Raw genomic sequence first — 22,273 nt, 5'->3', positions numbered from 1 at the left:
ATCAGCGTCAAAGTGCTTTTAATTTTATCTTGCTTCAATATCTTCTTTGGAAACAATTGGATGATCCTTAAATATAATAGAACATACATAACCAACGATTAAACCGATAACACCTACAATAGCACCATATATAAAGATTTTCACTGGGTCGTTAAATCCAAACATTACTAAAAATCCAGCTAACGGTGTAGCAGTACCTGTAGCATCATTTATCATACCAGAAGAAGCGATAACTGCACCTGCAAGTGCGCCTCCTATAAAGTTTGCTGTATATATCGGTATTGGATTAGCAGACACTACGTCAGCTTGAGATAGTGGTTCAATACATACTGCAATTCTAGATCTACGATCACCTAATTTTAGTTTGCTAAACATGGTACCGTTAATAAATGAAGAAGCAAACGACACCATGGCCGCAATCGCCATTGGCATACCCGTAAGTCCTAATAATGCTGTTAGAGCCATAGAACTAAGTGGAGCTGTACCAACAACTGTGATGACTCCCCCCAAAATAATCCCCATAATAATTGGACTTACTTCAGTTGAACTTTGAATAATATCTCCTATTTTCAATAGCGAATTATTGACTAACGGCGTTACACCCGTTGCAACTAATCTTGCTAAAGGCGCAATGATAATAATACCTACTATTAAATCTATACCGTCTGGCACTTTGCGTTCAGCATATTTCATTAAATAACCAATTACATAACCCGCTACAAAACCTGGTATCAAATCTAAACCGCCACATGACGCAGCGATTGCTAACGCATAAACCGGTGAAACACCAATAGCTAATGATACTAAGCCAGCTGCCGCAACGCCACCTAAACCTCCAGCAGCATCACCTAATTCTCCTAAAAATTTAATACCTAATAAATCCCCACCTACGTATTTGTGAAAAGCTTCAACTAAAAATGTTGCAATTGCAGCATTTGCTAAAGCTCCCATCGCACGCATACCTTTAGGTGCTCGATATGTAAATAGTGTAAATAAAGCTAACACTATAATTAAAAATAATGTACCAATTAAAATATCCATATTCAATATTCCTCTTTTCTTGTCTAATGATCGTTAAGTTAGATATGGAAATAGTCATTTAAAAGTTGGCTTGTTCAAACAATCTGTAAAAACTTTATATTTTATAAATTTTGAATTCATGTTTATTTAGTCACTATTATTACTCTTACCATTTCACTCACATTTTTATATTTTAACACAAATTCCAATTATATTCCGAACAATTTAATTATTTTTCATTTAAGCTCCGCGGAATATTTTTCAATATAATTTTAATTTGTTTTTTGATATTACACAACCAAATACAAATATAATTCCACTCTCTACAATATTTCAGTGAAAAATACATTGATTTTCTATTATTTACCTAACATAAACAATTACTATACAAATTAAAACAAGCAAATTAGATAATATAAAATACCGTCAAAACCACACGGTTTTGACGGCATCTTCTTAAATATTATGTGAATGTATATAGTGAAAATAGGTAAATCATGATTATTGATTAATTGTACGAACAGTTTTTGCAGGTGTACCAAGTGCAAGCGCATTGGCAGGTATGTCTTTGGCAACCACACTCCCCGCGCCTATAACAGCACCATCACCGATAGTTACACCAGGTAATACAACGACATTAGCCCCTATCCAAACATTATTCCCAATCTTTATAGGCAAAGCTTGTTCCACCCCTTCGTTTCTCGCTTGATACTCAAGAGGATGAATTGCTGTATATAAGCCACAATTAGGACCAATAAATACATCAGCGCCAATCACAATTTTATTGCAATCCATAAAATAACAATCGTGATTAATAAAGACACGCTGGCCTAAATCGATATTATAGCCATAATCAGCTTGGAATGGACTTAGTAATTCTAATGATTGAGGCTCATAATTTAATAATTCCTTTATTATTGCTTGTCTCTTTGTTTGATTGCTAGGACGGACATGGTTTAAATCAAAACATAAATCTTTAGCTTTCATTCGCTCTGTCCCTAAATCTTTATCATTGTTTGCATCGTACCATTCACCAGCTAACATCTTATTTTTTTCACTCATAATTATTGCTTCCTTTCTCATCCTATACATTTAGTTGAATTTACCTATTTTTATAATTACATATTACACTTCAATGCTATTTAGGACATATGGCTTAACAATTGATACATCAATGTACCAGCATAATTTCCTACGACATAGCCCAAGGTTCCTATTATTAGAATAGGACCAACAAGCCCTGTCCATCCCTTTCCTATTGCTAATGCAGCTGCGGTTGTTGGCCCACCCGCTGTCGCATTACTCGCTAATAATATTTCTTCAATTTTAAATTTAAATGCCTTGCCTAACAACAAACTTAACCCTAAATTAAAAACAAGTATCATAATAACAAAAACAAAGAGTAAAGGCGCCGTTGTTATAATTGTGGCAAAAGAAGCAGGAATACCTATCACTACAAAGAAGATATAGATTAAAAAAGTGCCTATTTCTGATGCACCAGCTAACTTTTCAAAGAAGTCACCCCATACCGCGACCACAATTAGTGTTAAAGTCGTTAGCAAAAGATAGGAATCTCCAAAGAAAGAAGTAATAATCGTGAGCACAATATTACTTTTAGGTATCCATTGCTGAATCAATTCAGCACCTTTAAAACTAACTGCTACAAGTGTGATTGCACTCGCTACCGAAAATGCGATATCTAACAATTGAATTTTTTTAGGTTGCCAATACGATTGTTGTACTTTTGGAGATTGTTCTGTATTATAGTCTGTTTTAAAATACTTTTTAATTAATGGGAGTGAAGGGAGTGCAATCAATAGCATAAAATACAAAGCCATCACACTATTATCTGCCACTACTGTTGACGATACCATATCTCCTGGCGTTTCAAGTTTAGAGCTTAGTGCTGCAAAATTGACTCCACCACCAATATAACTACCTGTCATCATCGCTCCTATCTTGTTCAAATAAGGTATCCATTGATTTAATACAATAAATGCAACCAACGTTCCAATCATGGTTCCTATCGAAGCAATGAAGAATATGACCAACAACCTTCTACTTTCTTTCCATATTTTCATAATATTAGAACTAAATAATAATAATGGTATCGATAAAGGTACAATGTAATCCCATACAGTGTCATAGACTGGTGAGCTCGTTGGTATCACTTTAAAGTTAGATAATACCATTGCACCAACAAGTGCTATAATGGCCCCAGAAATTGTACTTGCCCATTGATACCTCTGTTCTAAAAATAAACTCACCGTTGCCCACACAATAATGATTGCCCATAAAATCCATGTATCACCTTTGTCTATAAGTACACCCACTATCATAATATCATCCCTTTTCCTATATTTGTTTTATTCTATCACCTATATTCTATCAGTCTCGGTTATATATTTTTATAATTTTCTGAAAAATTAATTGTCTATATGTTAGGTTATTGATATTCTTACAGTTATAGTGCCATAAACAAGGGGGAAATAATTATGAAACAAAAAATCGGTTTAATTTTGGGACCTTTGCTTTTTCTTATTTTTTACTTTATTCCTGGAATCACAGGATTAGATGATTCACCTAGAGCTGTACTTGCAGTAACACTATTTGTGGCAACATGGTGGATTACTGAAGCTATTCCTATACCAGCAACATCCTTAATTCCACTCATTTTACTTCCATTAACAGGAGGCACTGATGAAGTTATCGCATCAAGCGCTTATGCTGATCCTATCGTATTTATGTATATGGGTGGATTTATTATTGCTTTAGCCATTGAAAAATGGAACTTACACAAGCGTATTGCAATGACCATTATTTCAATGGTAGGAACAAGTAGTAACCGTATCATTCTAGGTACTATGATTGCGACTGCCTTTATCTCTATGTGGATTTCAAATGCAGCTACGGCACTCATGATGTTACCTATTGCTTTAGCACTCATCAAAGAAATTAAAGATGCACAGTTTCTTAAGCCTGAGTCTGCTAGTAAATTTAGTAAAGCACTCCTCCTAACTGTAGCCTATTCGGCATCTATAGGTGGGCTAGCAACACTTATCGGTTCAGTACCAAATGCTGTTTTTGCGGCAATTGCGTCTTCTAGCCTTGATAGAAAAGTTTCCTTTGCTCAGTGGATGATTTTTGCCGTACCACTTACTGTTATATTATTAGCAATTCTTTATTTCTTACTAACAAAATGGTTATTTAAAATTGAAGATGCGGATCATATATCATCAGATTTTGCGAAGAAAGCATTACATGATTTAGGACCTATGTCCAAGGAAGAGAAACTCACGGGGATTGTTTTTCTATTTGTCAGTCTTTTATGGATATTTGGCGGATTACTCCCAGGTTCATTACATATAACAGATACTAATATTGCCATGTTTGGCGCAGTATTACTGTTTCTCATTCCCGCAAAATCTAAAAAAGGGGGACTACTTATATGGGACGATATGACCAAACTCCCTTGGGGTATACTACTCTTATTCGGAGGCGGGTTATCTTTAGCTGCAGCCTTTGAAGATTCAGGACTTACAAAATGGTTTGGTAGCATGATGGGAATTGTAAAACCTTTACCATTAATATTAATCGTACTTGTATTAACAACAGCGATTCTATTTTTAACAGAGGTTATGTCAAACACAGCTGTTTCTAATATGTTGATGCCAATTAGTATTGGCTTTGCAGCAGCGATTAGCCAAGATCCGTTTATTATTATGGGTATCGTTGCAATTTCATCTACATGTGCATTTATGCTGCCGATTTCAACACCACCTAATGCAGCTGTATTTAGCTCTGATGAAATAGAGATGAAAGACATGGTACAAGCTGGTTTTATTTTAAATATTTTCGCTATCATTGTAATTTCACTCTTTGCTTATTTCTGGTTACCTATCGCATTCGGATTATAAAAAATTAATTAAACACAATCATTTAATATACAACATACAACTTAGGTATGATACACTTTCTATACTATGGACGCATGTTTTACTAGAAAAAACACTGTAAAATAATGTTATAAACTTATAGAAGGAGTCAATAATTATGAAATTCTTATTTAAAGGAGCGATAGCAATTGTCTTAATACTCGGTATAGTGAAAACATTCGAGGAATACGATGTTGTTTCAGAAGCGACAAACTACTATAACCAAGTTAAAAGTGGTGAAATTGTACAAACGATTGAAAACATTAATTTCGACGGCTTAAAAAATTTAGATTTCAATGATCTGAAACCCTCAGATTTCTTCTAACGTTTATACACTTTCTTCTAGATAAATTAACCTACAACTGACATAAATTGTTTATACTAAAATTTCCAAGACAACCTTCAAACATAAAAGTAACGAGACAGCCTTTTGGCTGTCTCGTTACTTTTTAATTTTATATTATGATGTTATATAATCTCCGCCATTCACATGTATAACTTGACCAGTAATGTAAGAACTGTCTGCATATGATGCTAAGAAAACGTATGAAGGTGCAAGTTCTGCTGGTTGTCCTCTTCTTCCCATTGGTGTATCTCCACCTTGATTCTCAACTTTATCTTCTGAAAAAGTAGCTGGAATTAGTGGTGTATAAATAGGTCCTGGTGCAACAGCATTTACTCGAACTCCTTGATCAATTAAAGATGACGCTAATGAACGTGTAAAGGCAACGATTGCACCTTTTGTAGCAGAATAATCAATCAGATGGGCTGACCCTCTATAAGCAGTTACACTAGTAGTATTGATAATTGCATCTCCATCTGTCAAATGTGGTGCTGCAGCTTGCGATAAAAACATCATGCCAAATATATTCGTTTCAAACGTTTCTTTAATCTGTTCTGGCGAAACATCTTTAAAGTTATCCTGAGGGAATTGTACCCCTCCATTATTTACTAATATATTTAATCCTCCAAAATCTTTAACGACTTTTTCAATTAAATTTTTTGACGCGTCGACACTTTTTAAGTCATGTGCATATGCTTTTGCATTAACACCTAATGAAGTTAATTGCTCTACTACCGCTTCAGCATCTTCGTGCTCATCGTAATAACCTATCGCCACATCTGCGCCTTCTTTGGCATACAATACCGCAACAGACCGGCCAATCCCTGAATCGCCCCCAGTAACCAATGCAATTTTACCTTGGAGTTTACCACCACTTTTGTAATCTTCCATTTCAGTAAGTGGTTGTGGATTCATATCTTTTTGTATGCCTGGCTGTCTATCTTGTGTATATCCTTTAATTTCCTTATGGAATTCAGTTAAATTCATATGCTACATACCTCCATTTTATCCTTTTACTGCCAAATACCACTTTAAATAGTAATCAAACATGTTCGATCAATATTCAATAGCAAACAACTTAATAACACCACAAAAAAAGCCTCTGAGAAATAAACAAATTCCTCAAAGGCTTATATGATAGAAACAACGTTCAATGAATTAAGCAAACCCCTTTGCTCATCACTTATATATACTTTGTACTAAATAATACTTTTTCTCGATTTAACTAACATAGACAAATTCACTTTTATCTATAACTGGTAATTTTCTATCTTATTTTAAATTACTCCTATGACTATCCCTTTAAATTGAATGTTTTACAATTCTACTTGAATGTACAAATGCCATAATGGCAAATATACAATACACAACAGAATAAGTACCCATAACAATATAAACTGGTAACATACTATTACCACCCATAAGTAATATAAATGCTTTTGCTGCAAAATAAGCATGCAACAAGGATACAACAAGAGGTAAGCCAAAGTTAAATGTCACTTTTAAAGCTAGACCTTTTAACATATCGTGATGAGTATAGCCAATCTTTCGTAAAATAACAAAATTAGGAATTTCATCTTCTGTTTCATCCATCTGTTTAATATAGATGATACAACCTGCTGCGACTAAAAAGGCTAATCCTAAAAATGATGTAACAAATAATAAAATACCTACAGAATCATCCATCGATTGACGTATCATTTTTTGCGATTCCGTATTTGGAGACACTGATTTAGCAATTTGGTTTGCTTCTTTCCAATCACTTTGTTTTTTCAAATTATAACCAAATTGTTGACGTGTTTCTGTAGAATTTTGTTTTAAATCATTATATTTATCATCACTCACTAATAACACTGGACCACCAAAACTTATTTCACTCATAAAGTTAACATCTTTTTCTGATCCAATAACTTTAAACGTTTGTTGGGAATGATTTTCTAACACAATCTCACCTTTTTCATTGTGTTGAACAATTCCTCCAGGAGCTACCATATTGACTACTTTCGCACGGTTACCAGTCACTTGATTATCGTTGAAACTTTTGTTACTCGTAATTAACATTGAATCACGTTTATACATATTTGGATTTCCAGTCTCTTTAAAAAATGTATCTTTCGACATTTTCACTTCAGAAACTTCTTTATACTTTTTATCAAAATCAATATGCGCTTCTTTCATTTTACTTTCAAATGAATCGGCTTGTTTATTATCAATAAAATTAAAATCTTGAGGTGATGTCATGGCGACATTATCCTCAATAGTTGATTTACTTATTGCACCAAAACAAAGAACCGTCACCGTTACTGCAGATATAGTTGCAATTATTGTTAACGACAAAGCGTTTTTCTTCATTCTATGCATGATTGAAGATGTAAAGACAACATCAGTGATCGATACTTTGCCATGTTTCGCATTTTTTATCATTTTAAAAATAACAGATACAGAACTTCTAAAGAATAAATAAGCACCCACTACTGTTAAAAACAATATAATAAAAGGTGTAAACATCATGCCATTTGAGAATTTCCCAAACATTTCTGTAGACATATAATAGCCAAATACAATCATCACAATACCTAAGATACCTGAACAAATCTCGACTATTGAGATAGTATTCTTAGAGACTTCTGATTTTGTACTATCATTCATCATTGATAAAATACTACGTCTATGCAAGAAAATATAACTTTGTATAATAATTAGCACCATGGATATGAATATTAGTAAACCAGTTTGAAATACTGCAGCAAATTGGAAAGTTAAAGCTACACTTGTACTAATATGCAAAACTTTTAACACAACCATAAGTAATAACTTAGACCCAAACACGCCTACTATGACACCAATGATACCAGTTACTAAAAACATAGCAATCTGTTCAATTATAAGCATACGTAATATATTAGACTTAGTTAGACCAATCAATTGGAATAAAGCAAATTCACGTGTACGTCTCTTTATAAACAATTGATTTGCATACATTAGAAATACAATGATGATAAAAAATAAGAAATATGACCCAACGTCTGAGCCCTTTCTTATAATTGCCATTGAATTTTCATTATTAATACTGTCTGTATATTTTAAAGTTACAAAACTAAAATATAATACGATACTTACAATTAATGAAAAAATATACATCGCATAGTGACGTAAGTTCTGTTTTAAATTCTTAAGTACAATTTGATTAAAACTCATGTGCGACACCGCCTAATGCCGTCTGCATATGGATAATATTTTTATAAAAGGCTTGATTTGAATCATCACCTTGGTACACTTCAGAGTGAATGTTACCATCTTTTAACATGATGACTCTATTTGAATAACTTGCTGCGACAGGATCATGTGTAACCATAACGATTGTTGCTTCTAAATTTTTATTTAAGTCTTCTAAACGATTCAACAAATCTTGTGCACTTTTAGAATCTAATGCCCCTGTTGGTTCATCTGCAAATATAATAGCTGGTTTATGAACGGAAGCACGCGCTGCTGCAGTACGTTGTTGTTGTCCACCAGATATTTCATTAGGGTATTTCTGGCCTAAATCTTGAATTCCTAAAGCCTTAGTGACTTCACTGTAATTTTGTTCTTTCTCTGTTTTAGACATTTTTTGAATGGAAAGTGGTAACATAATATTTTCTTTAACTGTAAGTGTATTTAACACACTATAATTTTGAAAAATAAAGCCCACTTCTTTTTTTCTGAAATCAGCTAATGCTTTATTACTCATTTTATTTATTTTATTACCATTGATTTCGACCGTACCACTCGTAATATAATCAATAGAACTTAAGACGTTTAGCAATGTTGTTTTACCTGATCCTGATGGTCCCATTATCGTAACAAACTCGCCTTTTTCTATAGAAAAATCAAGGCCTTTAAGCACTTCTTGTTGTCTATGTCTGTTGCCATAGCTTTTAGTAAGCCCTTCTACTTTTAGTATAGACATGCCCTTCACTCCTTAAATAATTTATACCTTTAGTTTAACTAAGACGCAGTCTATTTTCGTTCGTTTCATCTAACAACCTCATCCTATAAAATGACAAACTTGTCACACCTTTTGAAAATCATGAGTTATTTATGTTTTAGGTTTTCATATTATAAATACTTTTATAGCTTAGATTAATAGCTTTCTCCATATGATATAATAGTCTAGTTCATTTTTAAATAAGGAGTAAGACAGATGTTAAATAAAATCAAACAAGAATGGCTAACTGCTCCAGGGACTAACATATTAGCTGGTATCGTCGTTGCCTTAGCATTAATTCCAGAAGCCATTTCATTTTCAATTATAGCAGGCGTAGACCCTATGGTTGGCCTATATTCCTCTTTTATTATTGCAGTTGTCATTTCTTTCGTAGGTGGAAGACCAGCTATGATTTCTGCAGCAACAGGCTCTGTAGCTTTAGTTATTGTACCTTTAGTACGTGATCACGGGGTCCAATATTTATTAGCGGCCACTATTTTAATGGGTATGATTCAAATTATTTTCGGCATATTAAAAATTGGTCGTTTAATGAAGTTTATCCCCAACTCTGTCATGATTGGTTTCGTTAATGCCCTAGCAATCATGATTTTCCTAACACAAATCAAACATATTTTTGGCATATCTTTGGCCACTTATCTATTTGTTATCATTACGTTACTGATTATCTATCTTTTACCACGTATTTTTAACAAGATACCCGCACCACTAATTGCAATCATATTATTAACGGCAACTTACTTAGTGACTGGTGCAAATGTAGAAACAGTTGGAGATTTAGGTGAAATTAAACGTTCGCTACCACAATTTTTCATTCCTGATGTACCATTCAACTTAGAGACGTTAAAAATCATTTTCCCATATGCCTTATCTATGGCAATTGTTGGACTTGTAGAAAGCTTGCTTACAGCTCGAATTGTTGATCAAGCCACAGATACCTATAGTAGTAAAAACCAAGAATCACGTGGCCAAGGAATTGCCAACGTCATCACAGGTTTCTTTGGTGCCATGGGTGGCTGTGCGATGATTGGTCAATCTGTAATCAATGTCCGTTCAGGTGCTACGACACGCCTATCCACCTTTACTGCTGGTGTGTTTTTAATTATTTTAATCATCGTATTTGGCGATTGGGTCGTTGAAATTCCGATGCCGATTCTAGCAGCTATTATGGTGATGGTTTCTGTGGGAACTTTTAATTGGCGTTCATTTAAATTCATTAAAAATGCGCCCCGCACAGATGCGCTTGTTATGATACTCACTGTAACTATCGTTTTAATTACAAGTAATTTAGCACTGGGCGTAATCATTGGTGTAATTGTAAGCGCCTTGTCCTTTGCTACCAAAATTTCAAATGTTTCGGTACAATTTGAAGAAATTGATCATGCCATTCATTATAATATCAAAGGGCAAATCTTCTTTGTTTCTATAGATTCGTTAATGAATCAACTTAATTTAGATTTACGTGACAAAACCATCTATTTAAACTTTAAAGAAGCACATTTATGGGATGATTCGGCAGTTAATGCTATAGACACACTAATTGAAAATTATCATAAAAAGAACAATAAAATTTATGTCCAACATCTAAATAAAGATAGTCGTAAAATTGTTAACGAATTAAGTAAAATAAACCAGCAGCATCTATTATAAAATCACATGAGCTCGCACAGTTTAACAAATAATGAATCAATTTTGCTGTCTTATTTATTAAATTTCAACAAAACTAAGGCTATAGTCTAAATAAAATGCAGTATCCTTATATTTAATATGTTTATCATGGATTCGACCTTACAAACATAATGTATAAATCTAAGATACCACCATCAATAAATTATTATCGGAATACTTTGAGGGACTGGGAATACAAAGTCAATTTGCAAATTTTGATTTTGTATCCCTAGTCCCTCTTTTTAAAACAATAACATTGACAATTATACCTACTAGGGGTATATTTATGGTGTGAAAGGTTCTAATGTTATAGCTATTTATTTACAAACTGAAAGGAGGCTACTTTAATGAGTGAACAAAAAAAAACTACTTTCAATATCACAGGCATGACATGCGCAGCTTGCGCCAACCGCATAGAGAAAAATTTAAATAAAATGGATGAAGTTGAAGCAAATGTTAACGTAACAACTGAAAAAGCGACAATAAGTTATAATCCTAGCTCAACTTCTACTACTGATCTTTACAATACAATAGAAAAAACAGGATATGGCGTATTAAATGAAAAAATTGACTTAGACGTTACAGGCATGACATGTGCAGCATGTTCTAACCGTATTGAAAAGTTATTGAACCGTACTGATGGTGTAGAGGAAGCTAACGTTAACCTTACAACTGAAAATGCTACGATTGTCTATAACCCTAATGCAACTTCAGTTGATACTTTAATCCAAAAAATTCAAAAATTAGGTTATGATGCAAAACCCAAAAAAGAGGCTGACGAGAAACAATCACACAAAGCCATAGAGTTAAAACGTAAACTTACCAAACTAATTGTTTCGACTATATTGGCTTTACCATTACTATTAACTATGTTTGTACATCTCTTTAATATGCATTTGCCACCTATTTTAATGAATCCATGGTTTCAGTTTATCTTAGCAACTCCGATACAATTCATCATTGGTTGGCAATTTTATGTTGGAGCATATAAAAATCTTCGCAATGGTTCAGCAAATATGGATGTACTAGTAGCGTTAGGAACGAGCGCAGCCTATTTTTATAGCTTATATGAGATGATTAAATGGCTAAATGATACAAATATTACACCTCATTTATATTTCGAAACCAGTGCTGTACTCATTACACTGATTTTATTTGGTAAATATTTGGAAGCACGTGCAAAATCACAAACAACAAATGCCTTAAGCGAATTACTCAACTTGCAAGCTAAAGAAGCACGTGTACTACGTAACAATGAGGAATCTATGATACCTTTAAGTGAAGTCGTAGAAGGTGATTATTTAATTATTAAACCTGGAGAGAAAATACCTGTAGATGGTACAATTCTCAAAGGAAAAACTTCTGTAGATGAATCTATGTTAACCGGTGAATCTATACCTGTTGAAAAAGCTCAAAACGATTATGTTATTGGTTCAACTATGAATCAAAATGGTATGCTCACAATTGAAGCAACAAAAGTAGGTAAAGACACTGCGCTCTCTTCTATTATTAAAGTGGTTGAAGAAGCTCAAGGTTCTAAGGCACCTATCCAGAGACTTGCTGATATTATATCTGGTTATTTTGTGCCTATTGTAGTTGGTATTGCGATTCTAACATTTATTATATGGCTTACTTTAGTACGCCAAGGTCAATTTGAGCCTGCCTTAGTAGCAGCAATTGCCGTAATGGTTATTGCTTGTCCTTGTGCACTTGGGTTAGCCACTCCTACTTCTATTATGGTAGGCACTGGAAAAGCTGCCGAAAACGGTATTTTATTTAAAGGTGGCGAACATATTGAACGTGCGCATCAAATCGATACCGTAGTCTTAGACAAAACGGGAACAATCACACACGGAACACCTGTAGTCACAGACTTTGATGGCGATAATGAAGCATTACAATTATTAGCTAGCGCTGAAAAAGCTTCTGAACACCCACTCGCAGAAGCTATCGTAAATTATGCAAAAACAGAACAAGTTCATTTATTAGAAGTTGATGACTTCGAAGCGGTACCTGGACGCGGCATCAAAGCTATGATTGATGGAAAATCTTTATTAGTGGGTAATCGTAAATTCTTAGCAGATCATCAAGTATCCCTTAATAGTTCTGAGCTACAATTGTCTCAATTTGAACAATCAGGTAAAACAGCTATGTTAATAGCGATTGATCAAAAATTACGTGGTACAATCGCAGTAGCCGATACTGTTAAAGATTCTACTAATAAAGCAATCCAACAGTTACATGATTTAAATATCGAAGTTGTCATGTTGACTGGAGACAACCAACGTACAGCAGAAGCCATTGCTTCACAAGTTGGTATAGATTCAGTCATTGCACAAGTGTTACCAGAAGAAAAAGCGGCTAAAATAAAATCATTACAAGCTAATAATAAGACCGTAGCCATGGTTGGGGATGGCGTAAATGACGCACCAGCCTTAGTCCAAGCAGATATTGGTATTGCTATTGGTACAGGTACAGAAGTTGCCATAGAAGCTTCTGATATTACCATTCTTGGTGGCGATTTGTTACTCGTACCTAAAGCAATCACAGCTAGTAAATCGACTATCCGTAATATACGTCAAAACTTATTTTGGGCATTTGGTTACAACGTTGCAGGCATTCCTATTGCTGCACTAGGGTTACTTGCACCATGGATTGCTGGTGCTGCAATGGCTTTAAGTTCTGTAAGTGTTGTCACTAATGCACTTAGATTAAAACGCATGAAATTATAATTAAAATTTGAGATGATTCATATGAATATTATTATTTTTAAGGAGGTGATTAATATGGCAACTGAAACAATTAAAGTAGAAGGTATGAGTTGTGAGCACTGCAAACATGCAGTAGAAAGTGCATTAACAAATTTAGATGGTGTATCAACAGCTAATGTTAATCTTGAAGAAGGTAATGTTAAAGTTGATTTTGATGATAACAAAGTCACAACACCAAACATGCACGAAGCAATAGAAGATCAAGGTTATGACGTAAAATAATATATTAAAAACACGTCAAATATAAGTATCATCGATAACACGACTGAATAAGATTTATTAGCCATATTCTCAAAATAAAATGGCTAGCACATATATAATGTCTCGGTTTCCACTCAGTGTGATAGCAGTTGCTGACTCGATTGAAAAAGCTTGTCTAAAAGCTTTTTCAACTCTTGTCATCACTGCCAGGGGTAGGACAATGAAATTCTTTTTGAAAAAATTAGGTTTCTGTCCTGCCCCTTTTATTTAATATTTTACATTTTAAATATACATCATTGCTTCTTTATTAATTCACACGTAGTTTAGTGTCACCAGTCTCAATAACATCAATTGTCGCATCTAAAGCATCGACAATGAGGTTTTCAACGGCAGCATCTGTATAAAAAGCAATATGAGGTGAAACAATAACATCTTGTCGTTCGATTAATTGCTTTAATACTTCATCCTTTAATTCAGAATGTCGTTGATCACTTGGAAACAATCCCTTTTCCCCTTCATATGTATCAAGTGCTGCTCCTTTTAAAACACCATTATCCAGTGCGTGTATTAGCGCACTCGTTTTTACAATGGCACCTCTTGCACAATTGATAAATACTGATCCTGGTTTAAATTCATTAAACAGTGCATCATCAAATAAATAATCACTATCCTTACTTGCAGGGATATGAACCGTAACAATATCCGCTTCTTGCACAGCTTCATTTATGCTATTAGCATACGTTAAAAATGACTTATAGCTTTCATTAGGGGCAATATCATAAGCAATAACTTCAGCTCCAAAGCCTTGTGCAAATATCTTAGCAACAATTGAACCGATACGACCAGTCCCTATAACAGCAACTTTCAAGTCTTTAATAGAGCGTGATAAGATAGCTGGTTGCCATCTAAAATCATATGAAGCTGTTTTTTGTTGAATATCATTATAGTTTCTGACCAAATTAAGTGCTTGTGACACCGTATATTCAGCAATAGAATGCGGTGAATAAGATGGCACATTAGAAATAATCAAATCATATTTTTGAGCTAAATCAAAATCATATATGTCAAAACCAGCACTTCGTTGCGCAATTTGCTTAATTCCAAATTCATGTAACTTGCGGTATACATCTTCACCAAAAGGAATTTGCTGTGATATCGAAACACCATCAAAACCTTTTGTACGATCGACGGTTTCTGACGAAAGTAATGCTTCATCTAAATCGACAGTCACATTATGCTTTGTTGACCATGCTTTAATATAAGGTATATCTTCTTCTCTTACTCCAAAAATTTTAATACTTGTCATAAGTTAATCACTCCGATCATATTGATTCTATTCATAAAGGTGCTTAAGCGATTGTATCCTTTCTGCAGCTTCTAGTAACGATGCATCATCTAAAGCTAAAGAAATACGTACATAATGTTTGCCATGTTCTCCAAATGGTATACCTGGCGCAACAAGAATTGACTGTTCTTGTAATAAATAATCAACAAAACTTTCTCCATCAAAGTTTTTAGGTGTCCGTAACCATAAGAAAATACCACCTTTCATTGGCTCAAAAGGTATATTTGCTTGTTGTAATTTAGCTTCAAACTCATCTCTACGACGTTTAAATGTTAAATTTTGTTCGTCTAGAAAATCATCATAGTTATTCAAAGCGTATGTTGCTGCGTCTTGCAATGCACCAAACATACCTGCGTGCGTATGTGATTGATATTTCTTTAATGCTTGTATGATGTCTTTGTTTCCAACAGCAAAGCCAACTCGAAATCCTGACATATTATAGCCTTTTGATAATGAAAATATTTCTATTGCTAAGTCTTTTGCTCCTTCTGCTTGCAATATACTAGGATTTTTAGCATCAAAGCCAAAGGCACTATACGCAAAATCATGAACAATCTTTGTTTTTGTTCCTTTAAAACGCTCAACCGCTTCCTCAAATATTGATTTTGTAGCAACTGAACCTGTCGGGTTATTTGGATAAGTCAAATAAACTAAACGTGTATTGAGTAATGTTTTTTTGCTTATTTTGTCCCACTGAGGCAAATAATAAGGCGGCTCTAAAACGAGCGGTTGTGGTTGTGCATCAGCAAGTAACACCCCCGCTTTATAATCCGTATATCCTGGATCTGGTAGTAACACATTTTCTCCTGGATTAACGATACATGTAGGTAAACCAACAAGACCATTTTTAGTGCCATATAAAATACATACTTCATCTTCTTTATCTAATGCAACTTGAAATTGTCTCTGATAAAAATCTACTATTGCTTGCTTAAATGAGTCTTTACCATGGAAAGCAACATACTTTTGATTATCAGGCTGACGCAGCGCATCAGCAAAACAGTCAATAATTCCTTTGGGCGTTTCACCATCAGGAATACCTACAGCCATATTAATTAAAGGTAAAGGACCATGTTCTACTTTCTGTCCCATTGTTTTTGCAAAATAACTATCTGGTATTTGTGCCAATCTATCTGAAATTGCCATAAAAGTCCTCCTATTAAAAAAACTATATGCCGACCTGTGTGGCATATAGTTACACATGTCACCTATCTTTCAAGCATTCATGCTTGTTGGAAGTAGCACAGTACTTTTATATCAAAGTCTGTTGCTGAAGCTTCATAAGGCCAAATCCCTCAGCTTCTCTGGATAAGTTTATTTTAAATTACTATTAATTTTATCAGAATATTCACGCTTGTCAATCTACTCTCGAAACAAAAATGTGACATCAAAATCTCATAGAATAATAAGATCTCGATGTCACTCACATTAAAACATCAAATAAAATAATAAAACCCGGAACATAAACGTCCCGGGTTGTTCAATCTAAGATAACTAAATATTTCTATTTAGTTATTTAGATCCTACCACCATCCATTAGAAGCACGGAAAGCCATAGCTGCTTCCATTGAACCGTAACGGCTTTTACCGTAATTAATCATACCTTTAGTTTGGCTTGCTACTGAACCAGTTCCCCATGATTCTTTAGTTTGACCTAAACCTCTGTAACCAGCTGGGTTAACAGCATTTGGGTTACCACTTGATTCAGGCATTACAATTGAATTCCACATAGCTTCTGTCCCACCTGCAGCTATGAATTGAGCTTTAACTGATCCACCAGTTGATGCAGCTGATGTTTGAGCAGCTTTGTAAGTTTTAGTTGCAGTACTTGTTTGAGCAGTTTGAACACTTGTGTTTGAAGAAGCTTTAGGCGCTTCAACTGCTGCTACTGGAGTATTGCTTGATTGTTTTTGAGCACTTACTTCACTAGCTGAAGTTTCGTTAGTATTTGTAGTTGCTTGAGTAGTTACATCTTGTACTGTGTTAGAAGTTGCACTTTGAGCACCTGTAGCTGTGTAATTCCATGACCAAGATTGACCATTTGAAGTGAATGTATATTCATTTCCACCTAAAACGAAGTTATAGTTATACGCGCCAGCGTGTAATGGTTTTTGGTTTAATTTTTCAGGATTGTTTTGAGCTAAATCAGCTAAATGCGCTTTGTCGATATTTTCTTCTGAAGCGTGAGCTTGATTGTGGTCTGCTGTTGTTGCATATCCTGTTACACCTAATGCTACTGCTAATGATGATGCTAAAACTGTTTTCTTCATAATTAAAAAATCCTCCAATTAAAATCTTTTTAAGTAAAATTATATTTTCGTTAAATTATTTATCGTATGTGCTGAAATCGATTAATTTTTATGTTTTATTTTTTCGCCACAAATAATATAACACATATTTCGCCTATTTATATTACACTTTCATAACAAAACGTTACAAAAGAAAAGATACTTTGTAACATTGAAATACTACTGTTTTGTTTTGTAATGCATAATTCTTTCGTTGTTTTCAAAATATATTGTGCATAGTACTGTTATATTAATCTTTATACGTTTATCATCGAACACGCTCACATAGTCTGAATTATTACAGCAAATCTTTTTGTTACACAACTGTAAAATAATAAATGAACAAAAAAATTATATTTTGGAGTAAAACTTGCAATTTTTTTTGTCTAAAATCAAAAAAGACCACTGTTTTGTGGCCTTTTAATATACTTTATTATTTTATTCAACATTCAAAACATTACATTATATTACAAAAATAACTATACATTTTAAACATTATATATCATTTTACGCTAAGAATTTGAAAATTTCTCTATCATATAATTTCAATGTTTTCATATAAAATGTATTGATCAAATACCCCATTACAAATGGAACTACAAAAAACGCAATAAATACATATATTAAGTTTAATAATATTGAATGTTCCATAAATCTAAACGCACTTATTGGCCCAACAAGCCCAATAATTCCAAAACCTGCTGATTCTTTTGTTCCACCAATTCCTATGAGTGCACCAACAAAACCAGTGATTAGTGCATTTGAGAAAATTGGTAGTAAAATAATAGGATGTCTTACCATATTAGGTATCATCATTTTCACACCCCCTAAAAAGATTGTCAGAGGTACACCTGCTCTATTTACTTTTAACGTGCCTGCAACTAATGCACCTTCACATGCCACAATTCCAAGTGAAGCAGAACCAGCCGCTAAACCGCTAATACCTATAGCTAAAGCAGTTGCTACAGTTGATATAGGTGAAATAATTATAAAACTAAATACTAATGCAATAAGCATAGACATCAATACTGGTTGCAATTCTGTAAATGTATTAACTAAATTACCAATACCAGTTGTAATCATTTGGACATATGGTAATATAAGCACGCCAATAAAGCTGGCTATCACACCGACAATAGTCGGCAAAATAATTAACGTTAAACTACCAAATCTTTCTCCAACGACTAATATTAAAAAAACAGCAATTGCTGCAGTGATCATTGTGTTAATAAGATCTCCAACACCTACAAGCATCCAAGCACCATCTTTAAATTGCGCTGCGCCACTGCCTACAAAAGCAGAACTCGCCACAACAGCCGTTGCTAAAGGTGATAAACTGAATCGCATTGCTATAAGTGCACCAACTAATAACGGTACAGTAAATTGAATACTTTCTACTATTTGTAACAATGTTTGAAAAATCTGGTACTTAGGCGCGAAAAGTTTGAATAGTTCTCCTAAAATAGCATTAGGTATTAACCCTGCTACTATGGCAATCGCTACACCAGATAGTACATTATATAAAAATTGTTTGGGACTTACTTTAATCATAGAAGTTCCTCCTAAGCTGAAATAAATACTAATATATCATATTTTCTTAATTTTCAGAATATTGTTCCTGTATTTTTCTCAAATATTTTTATATTAAATTAACAACTAAAATTGAATAGCCACAATCAAAATATTACAACATAAAAAAGTAGATAACCGAAATCTCAATATTAAATCCGATTTCGGCTACCTACTTCAATATATAATTAACACGTTTTTATAATATACAGGATTGTTTTAGCATAACGCTATATTTATTCTAATGTTATCAGTTCAAGGAAACGTTAATAACACAAATTTTCAATTTTACTGTTTCATTAAATTTGCTGTTAGTACAAGCCCTTGAGATGCCGTTTCAAAAAATTCCAATTTTTTTAATTGGCTCTCCTTAGGCAATCTTTTTTCAAATTGTTCCCATATCCATATAGCAATATTTTCAGCAGTTGTATTCATTTCAGGTAATGTGTCATTTACCAACTGACCATCTAAATACGGTTCAATTTCTTTTTGGTATAATTTATCTACTTCATTGAAATCTAATGCCAATCCATATTCATCTATATCTGATAAAATTTCAATATTAAATTGATATGGTTGATTTTCTAGGTCTTTATGCACAGTATTTGTAAAATAAATTCGATTATCACAAGTGAATTCATAATAATTCTTTATCAAAACTTGGCCATTACGATATTTAAACTGCCCAGGTGGTTGAATATGATCAAATTTAGTCATTACGCTCACTCCCATCGTCATTTTTATTAATATACCCTTTTATATAACAAGTACATACTGATTCATCAATGTTTTTTATTCAATCTTTAAAGGTAAAGATAAAACTAATTAGGTAAACATTGGAGGAGATTTTTTACATGGCGATATACATTCAAAGAATTTATGAAGACAAACAGCAAGAAGGTTTACGAATACTCGTAGATCGCGTATGGCCAAGAGGTATAGCTAAGGACGATGCGAATTTAGATCATTGGATAAAAGAAGTTGCGCCAACTTCTGAATTAAGAAAATGGTTTAACCATGATCCCAAGTTATATGCTGCTTTTAAAGAAAAGTACGAGAAAGAACTTCGCGAAAATATTAACCAAAAACAAGCATTTGAAGCATTGCAGAATAAAGTTTCTGAGACTGATAAGGATACCATTTTATTATTTGCTGCTAAAGATCAAAAACATAACCAAGCTGTTGTACTTCAAGCATTATTACAGTAAACAACTATAATTAACATAAACAAACGTAAAACTACCGCTTATCCTATTAGCACTTTAGGATAAACGGTAGTTTTTTATAATGATGTTATCATATACACTCTAGTTATTTTAGTTCATATAGGCTTTTCTCACCATCTGGTAATTTTCCAACAAAATCTTTAGGATCTTCTGCAGAGTCATTACCGATACCACCATTCATTCTCTGAAAATGAAGGTGAGACCCGGTCGTTTGTTCTCCCGTATTACCAGAAAGTGCAATTACATCTCCCGCTTGTACATTGTCTCCTACTTTAACTTTAAATTGATTTAAATGCATATACCATTGGTGATACTGTCCGTTCGTTTCAGCTATTTGCACTACTTTGCCACCTAAGTCATTCTCAAATGTGCGAGTAACCTTGCCATCTGTTGCGGCTTTAACCGGTGTATCTTCAGGCAAATCATAATCTATCCCATAATGTTTCCCATCAAAACCGCTAAACTCATATTTACCAAAATTTTCTGTTTCTCTGCTCCGATCAAAAAAATCTGTATAAGATGTCGATTGCTCATTTGTATAATTTTGGTTACTGTTTTCTGAAAAATTTTCATTTATACTTTTTTGTATATAATCCATATTCGTCATCAAGAAAATAAATGGAACGATTATAATGATTAATAGCACAATTGTTTTTAACGTATTTTTCACTAAATGAATCACCTTTTAATATAGTTATTATTAGTTCATAAGTATACTTTTTATAGTTCCAAAAAACTAATAATCCGCTTAAAAAGCACCTCATACTTTAGTTTGACATAAAAATTTAGGCAGGGAAGTGCAATTTCTTATTTCCACTTCCACATATAACTCAAAGCTACGTAATTATTATTTCACATGGTATTGTACCGCGACCAAATGCTGTACATACAATCCCCATTTAAGTCTTTAGTATTTATATCTATACTTAAAAGTTAAGTTATTGGTCATCACTATAACTTTTAAGTATGTCCTCCATTAATATCCATACGCGTTCAACATCTACAGCAGTCGCAAAATAAGCATTTTTTTCATTATTTGTAACGTTATTTAAATCGACAGCCATCGTTCCATAGGTAAGCGCACTTTGATGTTCGATATCAATATGTGTTTGTTGCATTGTAAATAAATCGGGCTCCAACAAATACAAAATTGTACAAGCATCATGTATAGGGCCACCATCCATATTAAAGTGTGTTTTGTATGTAGATTTAAAGAATTCTAAAAGTTCTACCACAAATTTTGTAATTTGATTATCTATTGCTTTAAATCTGTTGATAATGGCGTCGTTTGCCAGTACTTGATGTGTTACATCTAAGCCAAACACGTTGATAGGAACGCCACAATCAAATACACGTTTTGCCGCTTCAGCATCAACCCAAATATTAAATTCCGCAGTAGGTGTCCAATTTCCGAAAGTCCCCCCACCCATAATCGTGATAGAATCTATATATTGTGTAATACTCGGCTCTTTAATTAAAGCTGTTGCAATATTCGTCAAGGGGCCTGTAGCCACTAGTGTTACAGGTGCCTCACTATGTTTTAGTGTTTCAATTATTACATCAGCGGCGTGACTTTGCGTTGGTTTTAACGAAGGTACTTCTGGTAATTTCGGACCGTCTAATCCACTATTACCATGTATTTCTGATGCAAATGAAGCTGGTTTAATCAATGGTCTTGTAGCACCGACAGATACACTAATATCTCCTCTTCCCATTACTTCCAATACATTCAAAGCATTTTTGGTATTTTTTTCAACTGATTGGTTACCAGCCACTGTTGTTACAGCTAATATATCTAACGTACTATTTTTAGCTCCTGCTAATATTAACGCAATCGCGTCATCATGTCCTGGATCACAATCCATAATAATTTTTTTACTCATATTCTTCACTCCTATCATAAAAATACATGACGTGTATAT

At 33.7% G+C, this 22,273-nt stretch carries 19 protein-coding genes and 1 riboswitch; of the genes, 6 read left to right on the top strand and 13 right to left on the bottom strand.

The annotated features are described in order from the left end of the window. Nucleotides 1-24: 24 nt before the first annotated feature. The 3 genes from LG295_RS02100 to LG295_RS02090 all read right to left on the bottom strand — a co-directional run bounded on the left by LG295_RS02100 (nucleotide 25) and on the right by LG295_RS02090 (nucleotide 3,359). Nucleotides 25-1,041, bottom strand: a complete 1,017-nt coding sequence (locus tag LG295_RS02100; protein WP_107558266.1) for a PTS sugar transporter subunit IIC — start codon at nucleotides 1,039-1,041, stop codon at nucleotides 25-27. Between the two features lie 480 nt (nucleotides 1,042-1,521). After that, complete coding sequence (locus LG295_RS02095; protein ID WP_318832596.1) at nucleotides 1,522-2,082, bottom strand: sugar O-acetyltransferase; 561 nt, start codon at nucleotides 2,080-2,082, stop codon at nucleotides 1,522-1,524. 80 nt (nucleotides 2,083-2,162) lie between these two features. Further along, nucleotides 2,163-3,359 carry a DUF819 domain-containing protein gene (locus tag LG295_RS02090; protein ID WP_107529663.1) on the bottom strand — a complete coding sequence of 399 codons (1,197 nt, stop codon included), beginning with the start codon at nucleotides 3,357-3,359 and terminating at the stop codon, nucleotides 2,163-2,165. 156 nt (nucleotides 3,360-3,515) lie between these two features. Here LG295_RS02090 and LG295_RS02085 point away from each other — a divergent pair, with 156 nt between their 5' ends. Together LG295_RS02085 and LG295_RS02080 are read left to right on the top strand one after the other, a co-directional pair. After that, nucleotides 3,516-4,937 (top strand): DASS family sodium-coupled anion symporter, encoded by a 1,422-nt coding sequence (locus LG295_RS02085; protein ID WP_107529662.1) that lies wholly within the window; start codon nucleotides 3,516-3,518, stop codon nucleotides 4,935-4,937. Nucleotides 4,938-5,073: 136 nt separating this feature from the next. Next, nucleotides 5,074-5,280: a hypothetical protein gene (locus LG295_RS02080; RefSeq protein WP_107529661.1), complete on the top strand. Its 207-nt coding sequence runs from the start codon at nucleotides 5,074-5,076 to the stop codon at nucleotides 5,278-5,280. A 135-nt stretch (nucleotides 5,281-5,415) separates the two neighbouring features. Here LG295_RS02080 and LG295_RS02075 read toward each other — a convergent pair whose 3' ends face one another. From LG295_RS02075 to LG295_RS02065, 3 genes are all read right to left on the bottom strand, one after another. Next, entirely contained in the window at nucleotides 5,416-6,285 is an 870-nt protein-coding gene (locus tag LG295_RS02075) for an SDR family oxidoreductase (RefSeq protein WP_122062830.1), read from the bottom strand. A 315-nt stretch (nucleotides 6,286-6,600) separates the two neighbouring features. Further along, nucleotides 6,601-8,496, bottom strand: coding sequence for an ABC transporter permease (locus tag LG295_RS02070; RefSeq protein WP_326020747.1), 1,896 nt, complete (start codon nucleotides 8,494-8,496; stop codon nucleotides 6,601-6,603). Further along, nucleotides 8,486-9,247 carry an ABC transporter ATP-binding protein gene (locus LG295_RS02065; protein ID WP_107529658.1) on the bottom strand — a complete coding sequence of 254 codons (762 nt, stop codon included), beginning with the start codon at nucleotides 9,245-9,247 and terminating at the stop codon, nucleotides 8,486-8,488. The genes LG295_RS02070 and LG295_RS02065 overlap by 11 nt, the downstream gene beginning before the upstream one ends. A gap of 234 nt (nucleotides 9,248-9,481) precedes the next feature. Here LG295_RS02065 and LG295_RS02060 point away from each other — a divergent pair, with 234 nt between their 5' ends. The 3 genes from LG295_RS02060 (at nucleotide 9,482) to copZ (ending at nucleotide 13,944) form a co-directional block, all read left to right on the top strand. Next, nucleotides 9,482-10,933 (top strand): SulP family inorganic anion transporter, encoded by a 1,452-nt coding sequence (locus LG295_RS02060; RefSeq protein ID WP_318832594.1) that lies wholly within the window; start codon nucleotides 9,482-9,484, stop codon nucleotides 10,931-10,933. Between the two features lie 365 nt (nucleotides 10,934-11,298). Next, nucleotides 11,299-13,683 carry a heavy metal translocating P-type ATPase gene (locus LG295_RS02055; protein ID WP_325999439.1) on the top strand — a complete coding sequence of 795 codons (2,385 nt, stop codon included), beginning with the start codon at nucleotides 11,299-11,301 and terminating at the stop codon, nucleotides 13,681-13,683. 54 nt (nucleotides 13,684-13,737) lie between these two features. Further along, the gene (gene copZ / locus LG295_RS02050) at nucleotides 13,738-13,944 is read left to right on the top strand and encodes a copper chaperone CopZ (RefSeq protein WP_107529656.1); all 207 of its coding nucleotides are present in this window, start codon (nucleotides 13,738-13,740) and stop codon (nucleotides 13,942-13,944) included. A gap of 286 nt (nucleotides 13,945-14,230) precedes the next feature. Here copZ and LG295_RS02045 read toward each other — a convergent pair whose 3' ends face one another. From LG295_RS02045 to LG295_RS02025, 5 genes are all read right to left on the bottom strand, one after another. Beyond that, the gene (locus LG295_RS02045) at nucleotides 14,231-15,229 is read right to left on the bottom strand and encodes a D-lactate dehydrogenase (RefSeq protein ID WP_107529655.1); all 999 of its coding nucleotides are present in this window, start codon (nucleotides 15,227-15,229) and stop codon (nucleotides 14,231-14,233) included. A gap of 27 nt (nucleotides 15,230-15,256) precedes the next feature. After that, complete coding sequence (locus LG295_RS02040; RefSeq protein WP_325999441.1) at nucleotides 15,257-16,414, bottom strand: aminotransferase class I/II-fold pyridoxal phosphate-dependent enzyme; 1,158 nt, start codon at nucleotides 16,412-16,414, stop codon at nucleotides 15,257-15,259. Nucleotides 16,415-16,473: 59 nt separating this feature from the next. After that, a riboswitch (SAM riboswitch) is annotated at nucleotides 16,474-16,583 on the bottom strand. Between the two features lie 208 nt (nucleotides 16,584-16,791). After that, entirely contained in the window at nucleotides 16,792-17,538 is a 747-nt protein-coding gene (locus LG295_RS02035; protein WP_107558276.1) for a transglycosylase, read from the bottom strand. Nucleotides 17,539-18,063: 525 nt separating this feature from the next. Then, entirely contained in the window at nucleotides 18,064-19,107 is a 1,044-nt protein-coding gene (locus tag LG295_RS02030; protein ID WP_318755590.1) for a PTS sugar transporter subunit IIC, read from the bottom strand. Between the two features lie 306 nt (nucleotides 19,108-19,413). Continuing rightward, nucleotides 19,414-19,842 (bottom strand): 6-carboxytetrahydropterin synthase, encoded by a 429-nt coding sequence (locus LG295_RS02025; RefSeq protein WP_326018268.1) that lies wholly within the window; start codon nucleotides 19,840-19,842, stop codon nucleotides 19,414-19,416. Nucleotides 19,843-19,979: 137 nt separating this feature from the next. On the opposite strand from LG295_RS02025, the gene LG295_RS02020 reads away from it, so the two are divergent. After that, complete coding sequence (locus tag LG295_RS02020) at nucleotides 19,980-20,333, top strand: DUF488 domain-containing protein (RefSeq protein WP_404476249.1); 354 nt, start codon at nucleotides 19,980-19,982, stop codon at nucleotides 20,331-20,333. A 103-nt stretch (nucleotides 20,334-20,436) separates the two neighbouring features. Here the strand turns inward: LG295_RS02020 and LG295_RS02015 are convergent, their stop codons facing one another. Together LG295_RS02015 and LG295_RS02010 are read right to left on the bottom strand one after the other, a co-directional pair. After that, complete coding sequence (locus LG295_RS02015) at nucleotides 20,437-20,958, bottom strand: M23 family metallopeptidase (protein WP_404476828.1); 522 nt, start codon at nucleotides 20,956-20,958, stop codon at nucleotides 20,437-20,439. Nucleotides 20,959-21,289: 331 nt separating this feature from the next. Continuing rightward, nucleotides 21,290-22,234 carry a nucleoside hydrolase gene (locus LG295_RS02010; protein ID WP_326000404.1) on the bottom strand — a complete coding sequence of 315 codons (945 nt, stop codon included), beginning with the start codon at nucleotides 22,232-22,234 and terminating at the stop codon, nucleotides 21,290-21,292. Nucleotides 22,235-22,273: the final 39 nt, after the last annotated feature.

This window comes from Staphylococcus pseudoxylosus (genome assembly GCF_044794325.1).
GTDB lineage: Bacteria > Bacillota > Bacilli > Staphylococcales > Staphylococcaceae > Staphylococcus > Staphylococcus pseudoxylosus.
The sequence above is the reverse complement of the archived record's forward strand: the minus strand, read 5'-3'. Positions and strand labels throughout refer to the sequence as shown.